Origin of the sequence: Psychrobacter sp. 4Dc (genome assembly GCF_002836715.1) — a bacterium.
GTDB lineage: Bacteria > Pseudomonadota > Gammaproteobacteria > Pseudomonadales > Moraxellaceae > Psychrobacter.
The window spans coordinates 30,967-50,936 of record NZ_PJAT01000076.1 but is presented as its reverse complement, the minus strand read 5'-3'; the positions used below and the strand labels follow the sequence as shown (position 1 = coordinate 50,936).

Sequence of the window (19,970 nt, the reverse complement as noted above, 5' to 3'; positions counted from 1 at the left end):
GTATCTGTATAGATATATCTATATAAGTATACTCATATCATATGCCGAGCCTATCATCGAATTCTCACAGCCATGTGACACCCTGTGTAATTATTGCGAATAAAAACACAGGCTATCAAATCAAATACTCTTAACATTTTATGCTGCAGATTCTAGCTCAAACGGTCAGATGCTTTGTAGCTCTAGCTTGATAGTCAGCCCATAATGAGCTGACCATTGTTAAACCACAATCTTTAGAACCGACAATACTTATGTTTAAGCTATCAACGTTATAGTTTGGCTTCATGAAGGCATCGTTAAAGCTTCGTTAGGACTTAGGTTCGCTGTTACTGTCTTCATACTGTTCATCATCGCTGAGCTTCATGCCTAAACGCTCTACCCGTCTATCCATCATCTGACGAGCCAAGGCCTGCATGTCTTCGACGCGGTCTATCTCATCAACAATCTCAAGACCTAACAATGTCTCAAACACATCTTCTAACGTGACCAAGCCTTTAACTTCACCATATTCACCGACTGTAATCGCAATATGAATACGATTTTTTAGCATCAACTCTAACAAGTCAAACAGCTTCATCTTAGAGAAGACAAAAGTGATGTCGCGCTGAAATTGCGTCAACGGCTTGTGCATAGCATGGTTAACTTTAGCCAGTAGCATGTCGGTTTTTAGGACAAAACCTGTAATGTTATCCAAATCACCATCATAGATTGGCAAGCGAGAAAACGTCAGCTTTGGACGATCAACCAATAGCTCAGCGACGGTCTTATTCTCTTCGAATGCGAGCATCACCGAGCGCGGTGTCATGATATCTTCGACTTTAATAGCGCCAAACGCGAGCAAGTTACGAATGATACGCGACTCTAGTGGGTCAATTTGTCCTGACTCTTCACCGATACTAGCAAGAGCAGCAAACTCACGGCGGCTAAATGTTTGCGGCTCTTTACCGCGTACTAATAGTTTCGTCAGACGCTCTGAGAACCAGATTAACGGGTATAGCAGCATGATGATGCCGCGAACGAAGTAAGCAACCAGACCACTTAGTTGACGCCAGTAAACTGTACCCAAAGTTTTTGGGATAATCTCAGACAAGAATAAGATAGCAAGCGTCATGAGGGCAGAAAACAGACCAAACCACGCACTACCAAAGACGATCGTGGCCTGTGCACCCGCACCGATAGAGCCAAGTGTATGAGCAACGGTATTTAACGTTAAAATAGCGGCTAGTGACTGGTCAATATTGTCCACTTTAAGGCTTTTAAGCATTTCTGCTTTTTTGGGACTGGTTTCTTGTACATCCGCAATAAACGATGGCGTCATGCTCAGCAAAACAGACTCTGCTAATGAACAGACAAAAGAAACGCCAATGGCGAGTAAGACAAAAAATATCAATAAAGAAACGCTAAGCGCAGTTGGTGCTGCCGCCTCGCTGGATGTTGATACAGCACCAGCTGCCCACACTGCCTGCGGTAGCATAAGAATTGCCAATGCAGATAGTGCTGAAAAAGAAGTATAACCAAATCGAGAACTAGTAGTCATTCTCGGGGGAGGTTCTGCAGATGCGTCTTTACGATGAGCGCGCGGACGACATAAACGAGGTACAAACATAAAAGTGGTGAACAAGTTAGGTAACCTAAAAAGAGAAAAAGGAAGATAATGTCATGAGTAATTTATATCGATTTTCAGATTACTATTAATAAAGCAATAGAATGAATCTGTCTATTGTATAAATAGTTACTCAAAGCTGATTTAGCTGATTTAATCGCTATTTCAAAGCCATACTACGCTTTAAAAATCCGTAATATGGTTCAAGATATAGCATACTAAATACAGGCAATCATGGCCATTTGATAGTAGCATTGATGATACCATTTCACAATAAGTCACCATTTTTAAGTTTTTGTTTTTTGATGACTTTTATTACCCTACTATTAACGGTTGTATGACGACATCTTTACTAGCCAATTCATGACAGCTATTTAGCCTGAGGCTTTATATGGATTATCTGAATATAGTAAAATCATTGTTGTCCTATTCGTTGGCTGATAGTATGCCTTGCGCTAAGAAAAACACACTCAGCCTATGATTAACAGTTACCAAGTCTGGGATTTTTTGTTACTATGCGTCTAATTTTATTATTGTCTATGACTTACTGAGAGATATTATGAGCTTATTTATTCAAGCTGCCCATGCTGCACCAGAGACTGCAGGTGCTGCAGGTCTATTCGGTCAGATTTTACTGCCTGTTGCGTTTTTTGCGATTTTTTACTTCTTGGTCATTCGCCCGCAGTCTAAGCGCACCAAAGAGCACCGTGCCATGGTTAACGCATTAACCGTGGGTAGTGAAATTATTTTCGCTGGTGGTTTAATGGGTCGTATCAAAGCAATCGAAGGCGATTATGCCGTTGTGAGCCTAAACAACAATACTGACGTGAAAGTACAACGTGCTTCTGTTATTTCAGTATTGCCTGCTGGCACGATCGAAAGCGTCTAATTAGAATGTTCACTATTTTTTATTAGTGAACATTTATTAGTGAACATTCGATAGTCGTCACATTAATGAATGTAATGACTAAAAAATGACCGTATATGATTTACGGTCATTTTTCGCTATTAACGCAGTAAGGTAAAATTGCTATATAAATTAGGCTTACTGTTTAGATGTCCTATCTTTATCCAAGTCAGCCATATGATTTTTGGTGACCAGATAAACAGACATCTTATTTGCTTTACTGTTTTATGCGTTACTATCATCGCGGATGATCGCAATGGTGCATGATGACGGCTGCTGAACATAGCACTCGACCGTTGCTATCGCTAACTTCCCATCTGCTAACTTGTGGCCTACGTCGCCAGTCGTTTATCAACTTAAAGAAGTGATTATGCAATATCCCGCTTGGAAATACTTACTAATTGCCGTCGTGCTACTCGTTGCCGGTCTATATGCTGCCCCCAACCTTTACCCTGACGAACCTGCTGTGCAGATTACGAGCGCAGCCGCAGGAACTCAGCTATCTGAAGGCATCTTAACCGAGTCTCAAAGCTTACTCGAAGAGGCAGGTCTAGATAACCACGATGGTACGTTTGAGGGCAACAGCGCGCTGGTACGCCTCAACAACCCAGTCGATCAGCTAAAAGCGCAAGAAGTGCTACGTCAAAACTTGGGCGAAGACTATGTTGTTGCCCTTAACCTAGCACAGACGACCCCGCAGTGGCTACGCGATATCGGTGCAAGACCGATGAAGCTTGGTCTCGATTTACGTGGTGGTGTACGCTTTGTACTCGAAGTCGATATGGACAAGGCGCTTGAACAGCGTTTGACCAGTGCCAGTCGTGATATGCGACGTGAGCTACGTGCTGAGCGAGTAGCAATCAAAGGTATCAAAACCGAAGATCGCGGCGTGGTATTGCATTTTGCTGATACTGATACCCGTAACCGTGCCCAGAACGTATTACAAGGCTCAATGAGCAATACGTTTAACTTGCAGTCTTCTATTGATGATCAAGGTCCTGCATTGGTCTTATCGTATAACGATGCGACACTTGACGAAATCAATAGCTACGCGGTCAACCAGAACTTAACGACTCTACGTAACCGTATTGCTGAGCTGGGTGTTACCGAAGCTTTGGTACAGTCGCAAGGTGCTAGCCGTATCGTCGTTGAGCTACCTGGTGTACAAGATACTGCTGAAGCGAAACGTGTACTTGGTCGTACTGCAAACCTTGAGTTCCGTATGGTAGCAGAAGATGCTGATACCTATACTGGCGGCATACCTCCAGCAGGCACAGAAGCATTCCCATTCGAAACTCTTGATGGTCCTCCTGTATTGTTAGATCGTCAAGCGATCGTCACTGGGGACAAAGTAACCAACGCGCAAACTGGCTTGGATGAAAGTGGTTTACCTGAAGTAAGTATTACCTTGGACAGTGCTGGCGGCAAGCTCATGCAGAACGCCACACGTACAGCTGTTGGTCAACAGATGGCTGTATTGTTCATTGAAAACAAACAGAGAATCACTTACGAAGAAGATCCAGCAACCGGTGAGACAACTGAAGTACGCACACCTTACGCTGAAACAAAGGTCATCAACCGCGCCAACATTCAAGCGGTACTGGGTTCATCATTCCGTATTACTGGTCTAGATAGTAGTGCTGAAGCAGCTGAGCTTGCCCTACTGTTACGTTCAGGCGCACTTGCTGCACCGATGTACTTCGTAGAAGAGCGCACTATTGGTCCTTCACTTGGTCAAGAAAACATTGATAAAGGGTTATTCTCTACGCAGGTCGGCTATCTACTAGTCTTCGCGTTTATGATTATCTTCTATCGCTTGTTTGGTGTGATTGCCAACGTTGCGCTAGCCGTTAACGTTATTATTATCATTGCCATTATGTCAATTTTGGGTTCATCACTTACCCTACCTGGTATCGCAGGTATCGTTTTGACCATCGGTATGGCCGTTGATGCCAACGTACTGATTTTTGAGCGAATACGAGAAGAGATTGCCAATGGCGTACGGCCAAAATCAGCCATCGTGGCAGGTTTTGATCGGGCATTTAGTAGTATTTTTGATGCCAACATTACAACCTTATTGGTCGCGTTTATCCTATTTGCGATTGGTACTGGTCCGATTAAAGGCTTTGCGATTACGCTAGCTATTGGTATTGTCAGCTCACTATTCACTGCAATTTTGGTGACACGTGCACTGGTACAAATTGCTTATGGTAAGCGTAAATCCATCAAAAGTCTGAGCATCGGTTAGGAGAATATTATGGCGATCGATAATAACAACCCTTTAGAACAGCAGAATAATCCTGATCGAAATGGCTCAAACGGTGACACGACCAATGCAAGTACGCGTCGCCGTAACAAACCGCGTCGTGATGGTAAAGGTAGCAATACTAAAACCAATAACCCTACTACCGCAAAGTCAGGCAAAAGCCCTAGTCGTCGCGGCGGTAAAGGTCAAAATACCAAAGACAGTCAAGCGCTGTCTACCGCTGTTGATTCTGACGTAATATCAGGTGACGCCGCTGATGATGCCGCAGCTGTTGCTGAAGGTGGCATCAAAGCGGTTGGTAACCAGCGTATCATTCCATTTATGAAGATAGAAAAGCCGATGGCACTACTGTCTTTATTTATGGTGATCGGTAGTATCATTGCTATCGCGGTAAATGGTCTGAACTTAGGACTAGACTTTACTGGTGGTGTCTCTGCTGATGTCCGTTATGAGCAGCCTGTTGAGCAAGTTGCTGTTGTACAAGCGCTGGCAGACAATGGTTTCGATGATGCGGTTGTACAGTACTTAGGTACGCGTGAAGAGCTATTGGTACGTTTGCCTCCTCAGTCTGATAACGTCGATGGGCTAAGCGCAAATCTGACGCAAGCATTGGCCCTACCTGGCAACACCGCTACGATTAGCAACGTTAATATCATCGGTAGCCAAGTTGGTAATGAGGTTTATCTAAACTCAGTCATGGCATTGGTATTGGCACTGGTATGCATGCTTGGCTATGTTGCCTTACGCTTCCAGTTCAAACTGTCTCTAGGTGCCGTACTGTCACTATTTCATGATGCTGTCGTAACCATCGGTGTATTTGCATTGTTTGGCTTCCCATTTGACCTGACGGTATTGGCTGCGGTATTGGCATTGATTGGTTATTCATTGAACGATACGATTGTTGTCTATGACCGTATCCGTGAAAACTTCCGCCGTGTTCGCGGAATTACACCAGAACAGACGATTGATTTGTCATTGACCGAGACACTACGCCGTACGATTATGACCATCTCAACTGTTTTGTTGGTCGTACTAGCTATGCTCTTCTTGGGCGGTGATGGATTGTACTGGTTCTCAGTAGCTCTGTTTATTGGTTTGCTTGCGGGTACTTACTCATCGACTTATATTGCCAGCTCGATTCCGCTGCGCATGGGTCTGTCGCGTGATGACTTTATCGTAAAAGTAAAACCAGAGTTTGAAGAAGAAATCGTTACTTTCAATGATCCAAAAATGTTTGAGCAAGACAACGTCTAGTAAGGTATATTAGATGGATTGATACGTTGAACTAGCGTGTTATCACACTTTATATAATTACTGATTGTACAGCTACAACGTTTAAATAAGAGCACCTGACTCATGAATAATGAGTCTAGGTGCTTTTGTCTTTATAGCTATTTTGTCTCTTATATTAAATGTACTGCCTTACAATTCTATTACCATTTAACGAATATACCTCTTTATCGTTCACGTATAAACGAGTCACCCATGTCAGCTAATTCAGCAACTTCTCACGCGATGCCACCTATTGATACAAGCTATAAACGTATTGTCGCGATTGCGCTGCCTGTACTGCTAGCCAATTTGGCTATGCCATTGCAGAGCGTTATTGATACGGCCATTGTAGGCAACATGAATGACACAGCGAAACTTGCTGGTATGGGTTTGGCCATACAACTGCTGTCGCTATTGCTTGTTAGCTTTAACTTTTTGCAGTATGCATCATCTGGGCTTGCTGCGCAGGCATTGGGACAACTGGCGAATAATACTAGCAATGCATCAGCCGTAACAGTGCCCACACCTTTGCTGTCTATTTTGCAGCGTGCTTTGTTATTAGCATTTGTGATCGGAGCGATATTGCTACTGGCAAAGCCATGGCTGATTGATTTTGGCTTACAAGCACTATCAGCCAATCCTGAGAGTGGACGCGCGGCGAAAACCTATTTAGACGTACGCTTTTGGGGCGTGATTGCGGAGCTGATGAACTTTGCATTTATCGGTTGGTTTGCAGGACAAGGCAAGACCCGTTACATGCTGTATCAGCAAAGCTTTATTGCTGTACTTAATATCGTACTGACTCTGTTTTTTGTATTTGCAATGCAAATGGGATTGGCTGGTGTCGCACTGGGAACGACTATCGCATTTTGGTTTGGAATACTGATGGCATTGTGGTTGAGCCGCCAACATTTAAAAATATCATGGACAGCATTATTCAAAGCGGATCGACAGTATTTTACGAAAGAAAAAATGCTTAGGCTATTTTCTTTAAACAAAGATATCTTTGTACGTACTCTTATCTTAACGCTAAGCTTTGCTTGGATTACTCGACTTTCTGCTCAAAGCGGTGATGTCATATTGGCTGCCAATGCTATTTTATTGCAAGTATTAAGTATATCTGCCTTCGCTCTGGACGGCGTCGCTGTCTCTGCTGAAACGCTAAGTGGACAAGCTGCAGGGCGACGTGATTGGCCACGTTTTCGTATTATCATAAAGCGTACAGGCGTGGTTAGTTATGGCCTTGCTATCATGTTGAGCGCCATTTGGTGGCTTGCAATGCCTACGTATTTGGGATTTATGACTAACATTGAGTCAGTGTTTGCCCTCGCCTATGACTACCATTTATATGCTGTATTATTGCCTCTTGTCGGCGTTGGTGCCTATTGGCTAGATGGGATATTTTTTGGTTTAACGGCTGGTAGCGTGATCCGCAATGCAGCGCTGATACTGGCTGCTATTTTCTTCCCGTTAAGCTGGCTGCTCTATCAACAATGGGATATGACTGGTATTTGGCTTAGCGTGTGGTGTCTATTATTATTGAGACTAGTCATCCTAGGCGGGTTTTTGTACTGTGCTAATCAGACTGGCAGTTATGAGAAACTACAACCTGAAGCTTAGTTAATTTTATATTATATTTGCTCTATCAATTTTCGATAGAACGTTTTTATTAAGCTCGTTTTTTACTTTTTAATTTTGCAGCAATACCGTTTGAATCAATAATTTTTATATCGATAGATTTATAAAAATATCATAAGAAAAATTTAGGATGTCATGTGAATACTCATTCAAATGAATTAAGCCATCAACATGCAAACCGCTACCACTGGGCTGAGGGCTTTAAAAAAAGCTTGCCAGTTGCTATGGGATATCTGCCTGCCGGTATTGCCTTTGGTGTACTCGCACAGGTAGCAGGTATCCCGATATGGGCAACGATTATGCTCAGTATCGTTCTCTATGCTGGTGCAGCTCAATACGCTTGTCTACCAATGCTGAGCGCTGGTCTACCGATTGGTAATATCGCCACCAATATTGCCGCGATTAATCTACGTCATGTATTCTATGGTATGCCGTTATTACAGTATTTACCGAAAAATAAGCTGGCCAAGACGTATTGTCTGTTTGCTTTGACCGACGAGACTTTTTCGATCATGACCAGCTTACCAAATGAGTCGCGACGAGCGCTGATACTTCCTATCAGCCTATTTAACCAAAGCTGGTGGGTGCTCGCGAGTACGGTTGGCGTAATGATTGGTAGTACGCTCAGTGATTTGGTGCCAAATTTAGATTTTGCGTTGGTTTGTCTGTTTGCGATTCTTGCTTATGAGCAGTTTCAAAGTATCAAACGCTACTTCCCGATTGGTATTGCCGTGCTTGGCTTAATCATTGCCTCGCTATTTACCAGTGACTGGTTGTTACTAGTAGCCATCACTATCTGTATGTTTATGATTTTGGTACGTGGGTTTTGGATAGAGCGTCAAAAGACTGGAGAACATTATGACCAGTAGTTATCTTATTTTTGCTACGCTGGCCATGGCAGCAGTGACCTTTATCACTCGTGCGCTACCCGCGCTGATACCTAGAAAGCTACTAGACACACCTTGGCTACATCGGTTAAATGAGAGCTTGCCATTATCAGTGATGGTGCTGCTAATTTTGACTAGCCTTTCCTATCAAGACATATCGACGACTGTTACTTTAAGCGACACTGAATTACATCTATTAATGGCACAAATCGGCGCACTTATTTTGGTATTATTTATTTATCATATCAGCCGTCAGCTTTTGGTAAGTATGGTTGTTGGTATAGCAGCAATCAATGGTCTGTTTTGGTTATTTAGCAGTTTTCTAGGCTAAAACTGTTTTGACCATTTATATAAACGTCAGTACTCTTAGCTATACCTTAAACATAAAAAAGCTAGATTCTAAATAGAATCTAGCTTTTTGTTATCTGAAAATAATGACTTCAATACTACTTAAAGTTCTTCTACACCCATCATATCAACTGGGGTATCAGCCACTATTTGTACGCCTTTTTTACCAGTTTTGGCAGTATCATTACGCTGCTCTTGCAAGTGATCAAGATACGCTTCATTGATCTGACCAGTGATGTAGCAGCCGTTAAATACCGCACAATCAAAACCTTCCACTCGGCTATGTTTGGTATCTTTTACTGCGTCGATCAAATCATCCAAATCTTGGAAGATCAAACGATCTGCGCCGATGATATCACGCACTTCTTCAACACTATTGCCCGAAGCAATAAGCTCGCTACGTACTGGCATATCAATGCCATATACGTTTGGAAATTTCACCGGTGGCGCAGCGCTGGCAAAAAACACCTTGTTAGCACCAGCATCTCGTGCCATTTGAATGATTTCATGACAGGTCGTACCACGAACGATAGAATCATCAACCAACAGTACATTTTTGCCTTTGAACTCTAGTGGCACAGCGCTCAGCTTTTGGCGAACTGATTTTTTACGCTGCTGCTGACCTGGCATAATAAACGTACGACCGATGTAACGGTTTTTCATGAACCCTTCACGGTACTTAACGTTCATTTTTAACGCCAGCTCCATCGCTGAAGTACGTGACGTATCCGGAATTGGAATGACCACGTCGATATCATGATCCTCACCCCATTCAGCAAGGATTTTATCTGCCAGTTTTTCACCCATGCGTAGGCGTGATTTATAAACTGAGATATTGTCCATAATCGAATCTGGACGAGCAAAGTACACATATTCAAAGATACAAGGCGTGTATTCTTTTTGCTCGACGCATTGATGCGTATGCAGCTTATGGTTTAAATCGATAAAAATCGCTTCGCCTGGTTTTACATCACGAACGATAGTAAAGCCAGAACCTGTCAATGCAACTGATTCAGAGGCAACCATATACTCAGTGCCGCCATTCGGTGCCATACGTTTACCAAAGATAAGTGGACGGATACCATTTGGATCGCGGAATGCAAGTAAGCCATGACCCGTGATCAGAGCGACCACGCCATAAGCGCCTTCACAGCGTTTATATACAGCTTTTACTGCTTCAAAGATATCATCAGCCGTTGGATGCGTTTTGCCTAGATTCTGCATCTCATGTGCCAGTACGTTTAACAGTACTTCAGAATCTGAGTCAGTATTAAGGTGGCGTCGATCTTCGATGTACAAAGATTTGGCCAAACTCTCAGCATTGGTCAAGTTACCATTGTGCGCAAGGGTAATACCATAAGGTGAATTGACATAAAATGGCTGAGCTTCAGCGCTGCTAGAAGTACCAGCTGTCGGGTAACGAACGTGACCGATACCAAACTTACCAACCAGTTTCATCATATGACGATTCATAAATACGTCACGTACCATGCCATTTTCTTTACGTAGATAGAGTCGCCCATCTTGCAAAGTGACAATACCTGCTGCATCTTGCCCGCGATGCTGTAGCATCGTCAAACCGTCATAAAGAATCTGATTGACTGGTTCGTGAGCTGCAACTCCAATGACTCCACACATAATAGCTATATCCTATTTTGACTCATACATTAGTACGACAATAACGGCAAACTTAACGACAGTATCTTGCTAAAATCATTCACTGTCGCACGCCGCTAACCTGATGATATTGTAAGAAACTTAACGAGATTTTTCGATAATCTATGTTTGATTATCAGTGACACGTGCAAAAATTTAGAAGTATAAAAAGAAGTAAAATAATAGACAGTCAGATAAAATAATAGGCAATTAAACAATTACGACTGATTGACCTGATCCCAAGCCATGCCTAATATATCTGATACCAACGCCTTGCCCATCGGTGCATATGGCATTAGCTCTGGCGCTAGTACGGAGGTTTGCCACTGCGGCATCTGCACTAGCAATGGCGCACTGACGCTCAATACAACCAAGACCATTAGTACGTTTTTGGCAGCACCCAGTACGCCGCCTGCCATTTTGTCCAAGACGCCCAAACGTAAGGTTTTGAGCACGCCTGAGAATACAAAAGCCATCAGATGCATGATTGCCAATATGGCAATCACTACCAATAAAAAGGCCATTGCCATCTGTAACACAGGGTTTTGCACGATACCCGTTAATTGGGGCGACACTACTCCTGCCAGCCTAGTAGCAGCGATAAGGGCGATAAACCAACCTACCAAGCCTATTGCTGTTTTAATCAGTCCTACTTGAAAGCCGCGCCATAAGCCAATCAAGACAACGATAGCAATCACAATATCTAAACCACTCATGCTTTACGCCTTATTACCTTATTTAGTGGATTAACTTTCCATGGCATCGTAATAGCCACCGATTGCCTGAATGCAAGACTGCACTAGCCCAGGACCACGATAAATAAGCCCCGTATAGAGCTGTACCATGTCTGCGCCTGCTTCGATTTTTTTGACGGCTTTGGCACCACTATCGATACCACCCACGCCTATCAAAGCGACTTTACCATCTAACTGATCAGAGAACTGTTGCAAAATCTGAGTACTAATATGACTCACAGGACGACCAGATAAGCCGCCCATTTGGTCGCCATCACGCAAGTCTTCGACACCTACACGGCTTAGTGTTGTATTGGTCGCAATCAAACCATCAATCTCAAAGTCTATTAATTGCTGCGAGATATAATCAACTTGTAATGGCTCTAAATCTGGAGCAACCTTAAGCACTAATGGGACATAAAAACCATATTCAGTAGCTAACTGACTGTGACGGTTTTTAATCGTATCCATTAACTGAGTCAGTGCTTCACCACTTTGCAAATCACGTAAGTTTTTGGTGTTTGGCGATGAGATGTTGACCGTGATGTATGAGGCATGCGGATACACACGCTCTAAGCAATACACGTAATCATCGGCGGCTTGCTCTACCGGCGTAGCGGCATTTTTACCAACATTAATACCAATATTGCCTTTATATTTACAGCGTTTAACATTGTCGATTAGATAATCAACGCCTTCATTGTTAAAGCCCATACGATTGATAATCGCGTCTGCTTGCTTGATTCTAAACAGCCTTGGCTTGTCGTTGCCTACTTGCGGTCTTGGCGTGACGGTTCCTACTTCTATAAAACCAAACCCTAGCTCAGCCAGCGCGTCAATATAATCGCCGTTTTTATCCAAGCCTGCTGCCAGACCAACTGGATTAGAAAACTGCAAACCCATACAGTCTGTTGGTTGCATTGACTGACCATACGCCAAGCCTAAAACACGCGCTTTATGCGCCTTATCCAATAAAGATAGTGTCATCTCATGAGCGTGTTCAGGATCCATATTAAACAAAAAAGGACGAAGTAAGGCATAAGACATAGTGATGGCAGACCCTGCTTGGAAGAAATAGTGAATAAAAAATGCGAATGAAATCGGGCGCAGCGATTATATCAGCTTAACAGAAATAAGAGCAAAGTTTCAGTCGCTAAATTTCTACATTTAAGCAGTAACCAATACTGATGAGTCTCTGCTACATAACGATAAGCTGCCGCTTTCTAAGCTAAAGACATAGCACAAAGGTACTATTAAACGTCTACGGTACTGGACGTCCATCAGTTAACGCAATCCAACCACGTATAATGCGATATAAATGCCAGATAAAGGTGAAGGTCATAATCAGTAAACCAAGACCAGCTAATAATATTGAGCCAATAGCGATATTGCCACTATCCGCCAATACGCTAACGCCAAAGCCGCCTAGTGCGAAGGTAATCAAAATAATGCCAATGACGAACCAAACGATACTGTACCAAAAGGTCTTGATTTGCCAATCGAAATGCGTGGCTAACCATGACCCATTAGCATCATGGCGCTTGGCATAATTCATGACAATCGGCACAATCCACAGTAAACCCGCAGTAAAGTAGCTGATCACATATAAGAAATAAGTGATGTGGTTATAAGTAATTAACGAACGGCGCTTATCGTTGCTCATACTGTCCCGCATTATGTGAGGTTTTCCTTACTGGTAATATTTTTATTCAATAGTCATATGATTAACTATTTAATGGAGCCGGATAAATGGCTTTTCAATGATACCAATGATAAAGCATTATTTTGCTGTCGAGGTTTGAGTGTCGAATACTAGACACACAGTGTTATAAGTATCTAAAATTGCTATCACAGTCTGACACGTTTTAAGAAGTAACCGTTGCTTGTACCTGAATAGATTTATTGGTCAGGTCTTGCTGCATAGATAGCTGTGTAAATTGCCAACCTTGCTGTTCAAGCTTACCCAGTGCAGTGCTGACAACCGCTTGACTAGGATGCGTAAAGCTTAATTGCACTGCATCGCCAGTCGCAACCACTTGAGCACCTGCTATACCTGAGTTATTGAGCAGCGCATTGATACGACTAGCGGGTGGCATATCAGCCTCTCCAGTAGCGTTATTCCCAGAATTCAATGCACTATTATCAATATTACCTGCTTGAGCACGCAACCAAAAATAATCCGCCACTTGCTCCTGATAGTCGTTTTTACTATCGCTCGCTGCTTGATGAACGCTATAGCCACCATAGCCGCCTATAAACAACAGTAAAAATATAGACAATATAGCTAATGCTAGCTGATCACGTGGAGGTAATGCTTGCCAACGCGTCGTGAGTATATTTTGATAATTATTCATACGCTCTGAGAATACATGAGCCTTAGTACTGGTTGCAGAGACAGCTGCATTACGTTTGGTACGGCGTTGTAATCGTTTCATGTTTTGACCTTTATTACCAATACCTTGATGAGTTACGACGCTGCCGCATTATTTGCCATGTCGCTGCTTTCTACAATATTGTTTTCTACCACATTGACGGTGACTTGACCACTAAACTGACCTTGCTCATTACTATTCACTTGCGCAAGTTTGGCATTTAAGCCTTGTGCTACCAGTGTACTCGTAAATTTATCAAGACTACCGCGATCTGGGGCAATCAAGGTGAAACTGAGCGCTGATGGCTGCATGACCAGTGACTGTGCATGCAATGAGGACTGTTTAATCAATGGTGATATGCGCGACAGTGCGGCCATATGTGATGCAGGCGCTTGGCTATCACTACGCAGTTTTGGTTGCAGCTGTACTTGCAGTTTGGTGCGCGTACTCAGTGGCTCATCGGCGAACCAAGATTGATACTGTGCCGCAATTGCAGTCTTGGTTGCTGCGGTCGCTTCATTATACTTGTACCACTGCACACCATCGGTTGCCATTTGCAGTACTAACGCTGATAGCGCAACCATCATCGCCACCCGTAGGTATGGTGATAATTGTGAGTCAGTAGATTTCATAAAGAAATTAAGCGCGTGACGTTCGGGACTGTCAATTGGCTTAGGTACTGTAGGTAGGGTCGTCAGCAATAGCTGATGATCAGCGATCAACGTTTTAGTTTGCGCCACTAACTCTAGCGTCGATGAGGAATCTAGCGAGTCAAGCGATACGTCAATAGCTGCCTCAATAGAAGGCAACACCATTACCTCACTTAAATGCGGGAAACGCTCAAACATTAACGGCAAATAGCTGACGGCCATACCCTGACGCAATGATTGGCGCAGCAGCATAGTCTGCGAATCTTGATAAAGGATTACTTGTTGACCTGCGCCCTCTTCTGGCGGTGGCAACAATAAAAAATCTGGCAGTAACGCTACTATATTCATACCGGCTAGCTGCGCGCTTTGTTGCCACGACTCAATATCGTTTTGTGCCAGTGCATACAGTTGCGTCGTATCAGCATGGCTCAATTGACGGATGTTCAATTGCTCAATAGGCGTTAATGACGTTTCTTCAAATAAGTACTGCTTGCCGCTATTACCCAGCTGTTTAAGCTGAGCAGCATTGAGCGCCGTGTCCACTTGCAATGCATGACTTGAGGGAAAATATAGACAAAGTGCCTTTTGGCTATTGGACTTATAGTTACCATAGATTGTTTGCAGCTGTTGCCAACCGTCAACCATTTGCCATTGCTGTACATCTTCGTGCCAAACAGCTAGCGGGCTATGCTGCGCTCGTAACCAAACATGTAACACTAAACGTGTCCTCAATTATTGCTGCGGTTATCAAAATATCGTTAAGGATTGATGCGGTTTTTGAAAGAAATGGATGATTTTATACGATTAATAACTGGCATGCTTCTCGCAAATACCATTTCAAATCCGTTATATTCAATCAACTATGCTCTAACAAGTTACATATAAGCAAGATATTAGAAGTCTAGTCTAATAAGGCTGATCAGGAACAAAACGATCAACTTCCGTTGCCATGCCAGTCATCACAAATTCCATATCAAACACTCTGGCTTCCGCTAGAGAGAACGACTCTGGATAATCGCCTGTAAGCAATCCCGCGATATAGGCGACGATCGACATATGACAAACAACGACCAAACACTCAGCTTCAATATTGGCAATATCTATCAGAGCTTGGCGCGCATCATCAGAGGGCGTGATATTGTCCTGCACAGATGAGGCGACTTGCGGCGCTCGCGACTGGAACGCAGATAATGTCTGCCGCGCTCTCGTATAAGGGCTGACCACAAAACGATCTGGGCTATAGTGAGTGGTCACATATTCTGCCGTTTGTGCTGCCTGCTGCTGACCAAAGTCCGTCAGCTGACGTGCGCTATCTGGACGTGTCTCGTCTTCTGCTTGACCATGACGTACTAATATAATTTTCATAACCTTCCTTGGAGCGCTGAGTTCGACTTTCTTAATACTGATTTTTAATGGTGTGTCTTACTTATCAGCATCGCCATCTTTGCTTTTGGTATTACTGCCCGAGGTTTTCATATGAGCCGTAAGCGCAGCATTGCTATGATCATGCGCCATGACAAACTCAACATCGCTACGGAACCCAGCTTCCATCAGATGTAGCGCAACGCCTAAAGCAGCCTTGTCCTCATAAATGACCGCATAGAGCGCATGGGTAATTGGCATATAGATACCCGCTTTGGTCGCCTTTTCATGTACTTGCTGAATGGTATTTACCCCTTCAGCAGTTTGGCCAAGCTTTTTGACCGCGGCATCAATGCTCATACCACGACCGAGCATATTACCGATACGATAGTTACGACTTAGCTCTGAGCTACAAGTAGCATATAAATCGCCTACGCCAGATAAGCCCAAGAAAGTGAGCGGATTGGCGCCTTCTTCAACACCAAAACGACTCATTTCTGCCAAAGCACGAGTAAGAATCATCGCCTTCGTATTCTCACCTACTTCATAAGCTGCCGCCATACCCATGGCAATTGCGTAGATGTTTTTTAGCGCGCCGCCAAGCTCGACGCCGCGTATATCATCACTAGCAAATACTCTAAAGAAAGCACTGTGCAATGCTGCTTGCACGGCATGACGCAACGGTTCCGACTCACTTGCGATAACCGTAGCAGACGGCATATTTTTCATGATTTCTATAGCGAGGTTCGGCCCTGACATAACGCCAAAGTTCACTTCTGGCAACACTTCTTTGATGATATCACTCATCATCGCAAAGGTGTCTTTTTCCATACCTTTAGTCAACGATACAATAGACTGACCGCTGATAAAAGGCGCGATGTTTTTTAGCGTTTCACGAAAGGCCAAACCTGGCACAGCAATAAAAATAATGTCTTTGTCTTTGACGCTTGCCGCCAAATCATGGCTGTATTTCAGTCGATCATCAAGCTTATAGCCTGGTAGATACTTTTTATTGGTCTGTGTTTTCGCCATCGCTTTTACCGTACGCTTATTACGTACCCACAGCGTGGTATCACAGCCATTACGTGCAGCTAAATTTGCCATTGCCGTACCAAAGCTACCACCACCTAAAAACGCCAAACGCAGCTTGGTTGGATTACTATGAATGTCAGCCATATCCTTTGCCACAGCTGATTCAACAGGACTAGGATTTGACTTTTTACGGCCGAGACTTGACTTGGTTGCCCGCTCAAAAATACCTGCAAGCATACCGTTCTGCTTTTCAGACGACTCTTTGTCCGTTTCATTATTAGCACTGCTGTTGTTTTTATTACTATTGTTAGGGCTTGTCATGTTCTTTTATCCGTGTTGACTGACGTATTATCAATAGAATCTATCGTGCTCAGCTACTGGCCTCATTATCTTTAAATTACAACTTTGTGAAATTATAATCTTATTAATAGACAGTACTGAGCTACATTACGACTCGAAGCGAACTAGCGATTCGATATCAATAGGTTTGCGTTTGGACTCATCCTTGGGGCTTGTGCCAGTATAAACAAAAGCGGTCACATAATCATCTGCGCCTACACCGAAATACGCTTTTACCGCAGGCTCATTACATAGCAGCCCAGTGCGCCAAACCGTACTAAATCCTTGAGCTTTTAATGCCAAGATTAGATTTTGTACAGCAGCACCCGCACTGAGCATCTGCTCAAAAGGTGGCACTTTTTTGTGTTCTTGCATTTGAGTCACAGCCGTTATGATCAGCGGCGCTCGCAGCGGCATATTTTTAGTTTTAGTGATGGTCTTTTCAGACAACTCTTCGCCATCTTGTAGCGCTTTTGCTTGGGCAGCTTCGAGCAAGGCACGGCCTAATTCATGGCGTGCCTTACCTTGCGTCACGATGAAGCGCCACGGACGCAATTTTTTATGATCTGGCGCAGTTGCCGCACATTCAATGGCAGATTCAATCTGCGCACGCGTTGGTGCTGGCTCATCTAGATTGCCCATACTGCGTCTTGAATTGATCCAACCTATCAGCTCGTCACTGGTAGATGAGATATCATTCGCTGCTACGTTCTTCACGGACAGTTTTTTGTCTTCTATTTCTTGGCTTTCATTATCAGATGTAGTCATTGTTTTATCCTTATTTATTATTATCTATCACTACTTATTATTTATAATATCACTTTCTTATTTTTTAACCGCTATAGAGCAGTTGAGAGCTACACATAGGCAGTCTCAACTCAGCGATAAACTACGCAACATCTTCGACTCGGTGGTCCATGCGTAGATAGTCCTCTGACTGCATCTCAAGCAGACGTGAGCGAGTACGTTCAATCTCAAACGCCAATTTTTCTCCTTGGTACAAGTCTAGAATCGGCTGCTCTGCCCGTACCAATAGTTTTACACGGCGATCATAAAATTCATCGACGAGATAAATGAAACGGCGCGTTGGATCACGCAAGTCGTCATCTAGCGCTGGCACGGAGTCAACTAAAACAGTACTAAATCGTTTGGCAAGCTCAATAAAATCAGCGGCTGATCGCGGCGCCATACAGAGATGACGGAAGTCACAGAATAGGATATCTTCGGTACAAGCGTTGATTTTTACTTCTCGTCCATTGATAGTAATGGGCTCTTTACTGATTTTCTGATTATTCGACAAGCTCGCAAAACGGTTGGCTAACCAATGATAGTTCGCCTTAGTAAGCGGCGCTTCGTATAACTCAGCTTGTTGCAATACGCGCAGACGATAATCAATTCCCGAGTCAATATTCATTACCGTCGTATGACGCTCAACTTCCGCAATGGCAGGCATAAAACGGTCACGATGTAAGCCATCTTTATACAGTCCAGCTGGCTCAATGTTTGAGGTGGCAACCAAAGTAATGCCGCGGTTGAACAGCATAGTGAACAAATCGCCCAATATCATGGCATCAGAGACATTAGAAACAAAAAACTCGTCAAAACAGATGATAACCGCTTCTTTATAAATAATATCAGCGACTTTCTCTAACGGATCGCTCTCACCTTGTAGTTTGTTAAGCTCTCTATGGACACGCTGCATAAAATGATGGAAATGCAGACGCATCTTGCGCTCGATGGTCAACGAGTCATAAAACATGTCCATCATCCATGTTTTGCCGCGGCCGACACCGCCCCACATATAAAGACCCGTTGGCGCGACTGGCTTGGATTTTAAAAAGCCAAAAAAACCTTTTTTTTGCGGAGCACTATTAATGAGCTGATGGTATATCTCATCAAGATAGCTCATGGCCTGAAATTGCTGCTCATCCCGAGTAAACTCATCTGTACTGACGGCTTTCTCGTAACGTTGCAATGGAGATAAACTCATAATACGACTCATCGTTGGATTAAATAAATATCAAAATAGTAGGATAATTTAGCATAATGCTGGTGCTGCCAAGCAAGCCATGCTAAACCATATCAAAGCAGAAGCTATCAAGCTGAGCTAGGTAGCAAATAAATTAGCTATCCTACCCAAAGCTATGCTTGTCTAATAAGCCTTTGAGCTCTGATAAGCGACCATGGAAGAAATGACCCGCGCCATCGACCACGCTGACTTCAATGCCTAATCGGTCTGCAAATGCCTGCATATTATCAGGTTCAATTACTTCATCCGCATTACCATAAATCTCAAAAGTTCTATCCGCAGGCAAACTAATATCAGTACTGTCGTTTTTTTCGACTGATGGTGCGATCAGGGCAATTTTCGTTACTTCAAAGTCACCCAATCCCCATATATGCGCGGCTTCAAGCACTTGCTCAGCAACGCGTGCCGTGACATAACCACCAAAAGAAAAACCACCCAGCCATAGCTTTCGAGCATTGGTTTGTTCAGCAATCCATTGTAGCACGGTCATTGCATCGACCACTTCACCTTCCGCGTAATCATGCTCGCCTGTCGATTGGCCAACGCCGCGAAAGTTAAAGCGCACCACATGCATACCATTATCACGGGCAAAGCGATACATGGTGGTGACCACCTTGTTATTCATCGTACCATCAAACAACGGATTGGGATGGCACAGCAGCGCAACCGTGTCTGTATTTGGATCATTGGGATTGTCATTTTGCCACAGTGCGTCAACCTCGAGCACGCCAGCAGGAGCAGGAATCAATTGCATAGTATTACTTATTAATAAAAAATGAATGGCTCAATTATCCTAGATACAATTTATATTTCAAGTGATTTGCTGTGTACGGATGCGACTTGTTTATTTTTTGTCAGTAACGGTTAGCTACAGT

At 43.5% G+C, this 19,970-nt stretch carries 19 protein-coding genes; 7 read left to right on the top strand and 12 right to left on the bottom strand.

What is annotated here, in order from left to right; all coding sequences use genetic code 11:
* Positions 1-307 precede the first annotated feature (307 nt).
* Positions 308-1,318, bottom strand: a complete 1,011-nt coding sequence (locus CXF61_RS04545; protein ID WP_323969959.1) for a CNNM domain-containing protein — start codon at positions 1,316-1,318, stop codon at positions 308-310.
* Here CXF61_RS04545 and CXF61_RS14310 point away from each other — a divergent pair.
* The 7 genes from CXF61_RS14310 to CXF61_RS04515 all read left to right on the top strand — a co-directional run bounded on the left by CXF61_RS14310 (position 1,317) and on the right by CXF61_RS04515 (position 8,904).
* Positions 1,317-1,514, top strand: a complete 198-nt coding sequence (locus CXF61_RS14310) for a hypothetical protein (RefSeq protein WP_413775324.1) — start codon at positions 1,317-1,319, stop codon at positions 1,512-1,514. The genes CXF61_RS04545 and CXF61_RS14310 overlap by 2 nt on opposite strands.
* Positions 1,515-2,162: 648 nt before the next feature.
* Positions 2,163-2,492 (top strand): preprotein translocase subunit YajC, encoded by a 330-nt coding sequence (gene yajC / locus CXF61_RS04540; protein ID WP_057759529.1) that lies wholly within the window; start codon positions 2,163-2,165, stop codon positions 2,490-2,492.
* A gap of 388 nt (positions 2,493-2,880) precedes the next feature.
* Entirely contained in the window at positions 2,881-4,758 is a 1,878-nt protein-coding gene (gene secD, locus CXF61_RS04535) for a protein translocase subunit SecD (protein ID WP_101205370.1), read from the top strand.
* Between the two features lie 9 nt (positions 4,759-4,767).
* The gene (secF, locus tag CXF61_RS04530; RefSeq protein ID WP_165597320.1) at positions 4,768-6,030 is read left to right on the top strand and encodes a protein translocase subunit SecF; all 1,263 of its coding nucleotides are present in this window, start codon (positions 4,768-4,770) and stop codon (positions 6,028-6,030) included.
* A 231-nt stretch (positions 6,031-6,261) separates the two neighbouring features.
* Positions 6,262-7,668 (top strand): MATE family efflux transporter, encoded by a 1,407-nt coding sequence (locus tag CXF61_RS04525; protein ID WP_193834180.1) that lies wholly within the window; start codon positions 6,262-6,264, stop codon positions 7,666-7,668.
* 155 nt (positions 7,669-7,823) lie between these two features.
* Positions 7,824-8,555, top strand: a complete 732-nt coding sequence (locus tag CXF61_RS04520; protein WP_165597319.1) for an AzlC family ABC transporter permease — start codon at positions 7,824-7,826, stop codon at positions 8,553-8,555.
* The gene (locus tag CXF61_RS04515; RefSeq protein ID WP_165597318.1) at positions 8,545-8,904 is read left to right on the top strand and encodes an AzlD domain-containing protein; all 360 of its coding nucleotides are present in this window, start codon (positions 8,545-8,547) and stop codon (positions 8,902-8,904) included. Before CXF61_RS04520 ends, CXF61_RS04515 begins: the two co-directional genes overlap by 11 nt.
* Before the next feature lie 119 nt (positions 8,905-9,023).
* On the opposite strand, the gene purF is transcribed toward CXF61_RS04515, so the two are convergent.
* From purF to CXF61_RS04460, 11 genes are all read right to left on the bottom strand, one after another.
* Positions 9,024-10,559: an amidophosphoribosyltransferase gene (gene purF, locus CXF61_RS04510; RefSeq protein ID WP_101205374.1), complete on the bottom strand. Its 1,536-nt coding sequence runs from the start codon at positions 10,557-10,559 to the stop codon at positions 9,024-9,026.
* Positions 10,560-10,795: 236 nt separating this feature from the next.
* Entirely contained in the window at positions 10,796-11,293 is a 498-nt protein-coding gene (locus tag CXF61_RS04505) for a CvpA family protein (RefSeq protein ID WP_165597317.1), read from the bottom strand.
* 30 nt (positions 11,294-11,323) lie between these two features.
* Entirely contained in the window at positions 11,324-12,358 is a 1,035-nt protein-coding gene (locus CXF61_RS04500) for a quinone-dependent dihydroorotate dehydrogenase (protein ID WP_165597316.1), read from the bottom strand.
* A gap of 214 nt (positions 12,359-12,572) precedes the next feature.
* Complete coding sequence (locus CXF61_RS04495) at positions 12,573-12,974, bottom strand: DUF4870 family protein (protein WP_227526596.1); 402 nt, start codon at positions 12,972-12,974, stop codon at positions 12,573-12,575.
* A gap of 202 nt (positions 12,975-13,176) precedes the next feature.
* The gene (gene gspM / locus CXF61_RS04490; RefSeq protein ID WP_165597314.1) at positions 13,177-13,746 is read right to left on the bottom strand and encodes a type II secretion system protein GspM; all 570 of its coding nucleotides are present in this window, start codon (positions 13,744-13,746) and stop codon (positions 13,177-13,179) included.
* Positions 13,747-13,778: 32 nt separating this feature from the next.
* Positions 13,779-15,050 (bottom strand): type II secretion system protein GspL, encoded by a 1,272-nt coding sequence (gspL, locus tag CXF61_RS04485; RefSeq protein ID WP_165597313.1) that lies wholly within the window; start codon positions 15,048-15,050, stop codon positions 13,779-13,781.
* Between the two features lie 189 nt (positions 15,051-15,239).
* Positions 15,240-15,698 carry a SixA phosphatase family protein gene (locus CXF61_RS04480; protein WP_165597312.1) on the bottom strand — a complete coding sequence of 153 codons (459 nt, stop codon included), beginning with the start codon at positions 15,696-15,698 and terminating at the stop codon, positions 15,240-15,242.
* Positions 15,699-15,755: 57 nt separating this feature from the next.
* Positions 15,756-17,048 (bottom strand): NAD(P)H-dependent glycerol-3-phosphate dehydrogenase, encoded by a 1,293-nt coding sequence (locus tag CXF61_RS04475; RefSeq protein ID WP_165597311.1) that lies wholly within the window; start codon positions 17,046-17,048, stop codon positions 15,756-15,758.
* Between the two features lie 126 nt (positions 17,049-17,174).
* Positions 17,175-17,834, bottom strand: a complete 660-nt coding sequence (locus CXF61_RS04470) for a nitroreductase family protein (RefSeq protein ID WP_134292513.1) — start codon at positions 17,832-17,834, stop codon at positions 17,175-17,177.
* Between the two features lie 121 nt (positions 17,835-17,955).
* A complete protein-coding gene (gene zapE / locus CXF61_RS04465; RefSeq protein WP_057759500.1) occupies positions 17,956-19,056 on the bottom strand; it encodes a cell division protein ZapE in 1,101 nt (366 codons plus the stop codon).
* A gap of 142 nt (positions 19,057-19,198) precedes the next feature.
* Positions 19,199-19,849 (bottom strand): alpha/beta hydrolase, encoded by a 651-nt coding sequence (locus CXF61_RS04460; RefSeq protein ID WP_165597310.1) that lies wholly within the window; start codon positions 19,847-19,849, stop codon positions 19,199-19,201.
* Positions 19,850-19,970 lie beyond the last annotated feature (121 nt).

Bases quoted from the DNA above. Each gene is read 5' to 3' on its own strand.
- zapE (WP_057759500.1), bottom strand. From the start codon at position 19,056: ATGAGTTTATCTCCATTGCAACGTTACGAGAAAGCCGTCAGTACAGAT.
- secF (WP_165597320.1), top strand. From the start codon at position 4,768: ATGGCGATCGATAATAACAACCCTTTAGAACAGCAGAATAATCCTGAT.
- CXF61_RS04545 (WP_323969959.1), bottom strand. From the start codon at position 1,318: ATGACGCCATCGTTTATTGCGGATGTACAAGAAACCAGTCCCAAAAAA.
- secD (WP_101205370.1), top strand. From the start codon at position 2,881: ATGCAATATCCCGCTTGGAAATACTTACTAATTGCCGTCGTGCTACTC.
- purF (WP_101205374.1), bottom strand. From the start codon at position 10,559: ATGTGTGGAGTCATTGGAGTTGCAGCTCACGAACCAGTCAATCAGATT.
- CXF61_RS04460 (WP_165597310.1), bottom strand. From the start codon at position 19,849: ATGCAATTGATTCCTGCTCCTGCTGGCGTGCTCGAGGTTGACGCACTG.
- CXF61_RS04525 (WP_193834180.1), top strand. From the start codon at position 6,262: ATGTCAGCTAATTCAGCAACTTCTCACGCGATGCCACCTATTGATACA.
- CXF61_RS04515 (WP_165597318.1), top strand. From the start codon at position 8,545: ATGACCAGTAGTTATCTTATTTTTGCTACGCTGGCCATGGCAGCAGTG.
- CXF61_RS04470 (WP_134292513.1), bottom strand. From the start codon at position 17,834: ATGACTACATCTGATAATGAAAGCCAAGAAATAGAAGACAAAAAACTG.
- CXF61_RS04505 (WP_165597317.1), bottom strand. From the start codon at position 11,293: ATGAGTGGTTTAGATATTGTGATTGCTATCGTTGTCTTGATTGGCTTA.
- gspM (WP_165597314.1), bottom strand. From the start codon at position 13,746: ATGAAACGATTACAACGCCGTACCAAACGTAATGCAGCTGTCTCTGCA.
- CXF61_RS14310 (WP_413775324.1), top strand. From the start codon at position 1,317: ATGCTCAGCAAAACAGACTCTGCTAATGAACAGACAAAAGAAACGCCA.
- yajC (WP_057759529.1), top strand. From the start codon at position 2,163: ATGAGCTTATTTATTCAAGCTGCCCATGCTGCACCAGAGACTGCAGGT.
- CXF61_RS04475 (WP_165597311.1), bottom strand. From the start codon at position 17,048: ATGACAAGCCCTAACAATAGTAATAAAAACAACAGCAGTGCTAATAAT.
- CXF61_RS04500 (WP_165597316.1), bottom strand. From the start codon at position 12,358: ATGTCTTATGCCTTACTTCGTCCTTTTTTGTTTAATATGGATCCTGAA.
- CXF61_RS04495 (WP_227526596.1), bottom strand. From the start codon at position 12,974: ATGAGCAACGATAAGCGCCGTTCGTTAATTACTTATAACCACATCACT.
- CXF61_RS04480 (WP_165597312.1), bottom strand. From the start codon at position 15,698: ATGAAAATTATATTAGTACGTCATGGTCAAGCAGAAGACGAGACACGT.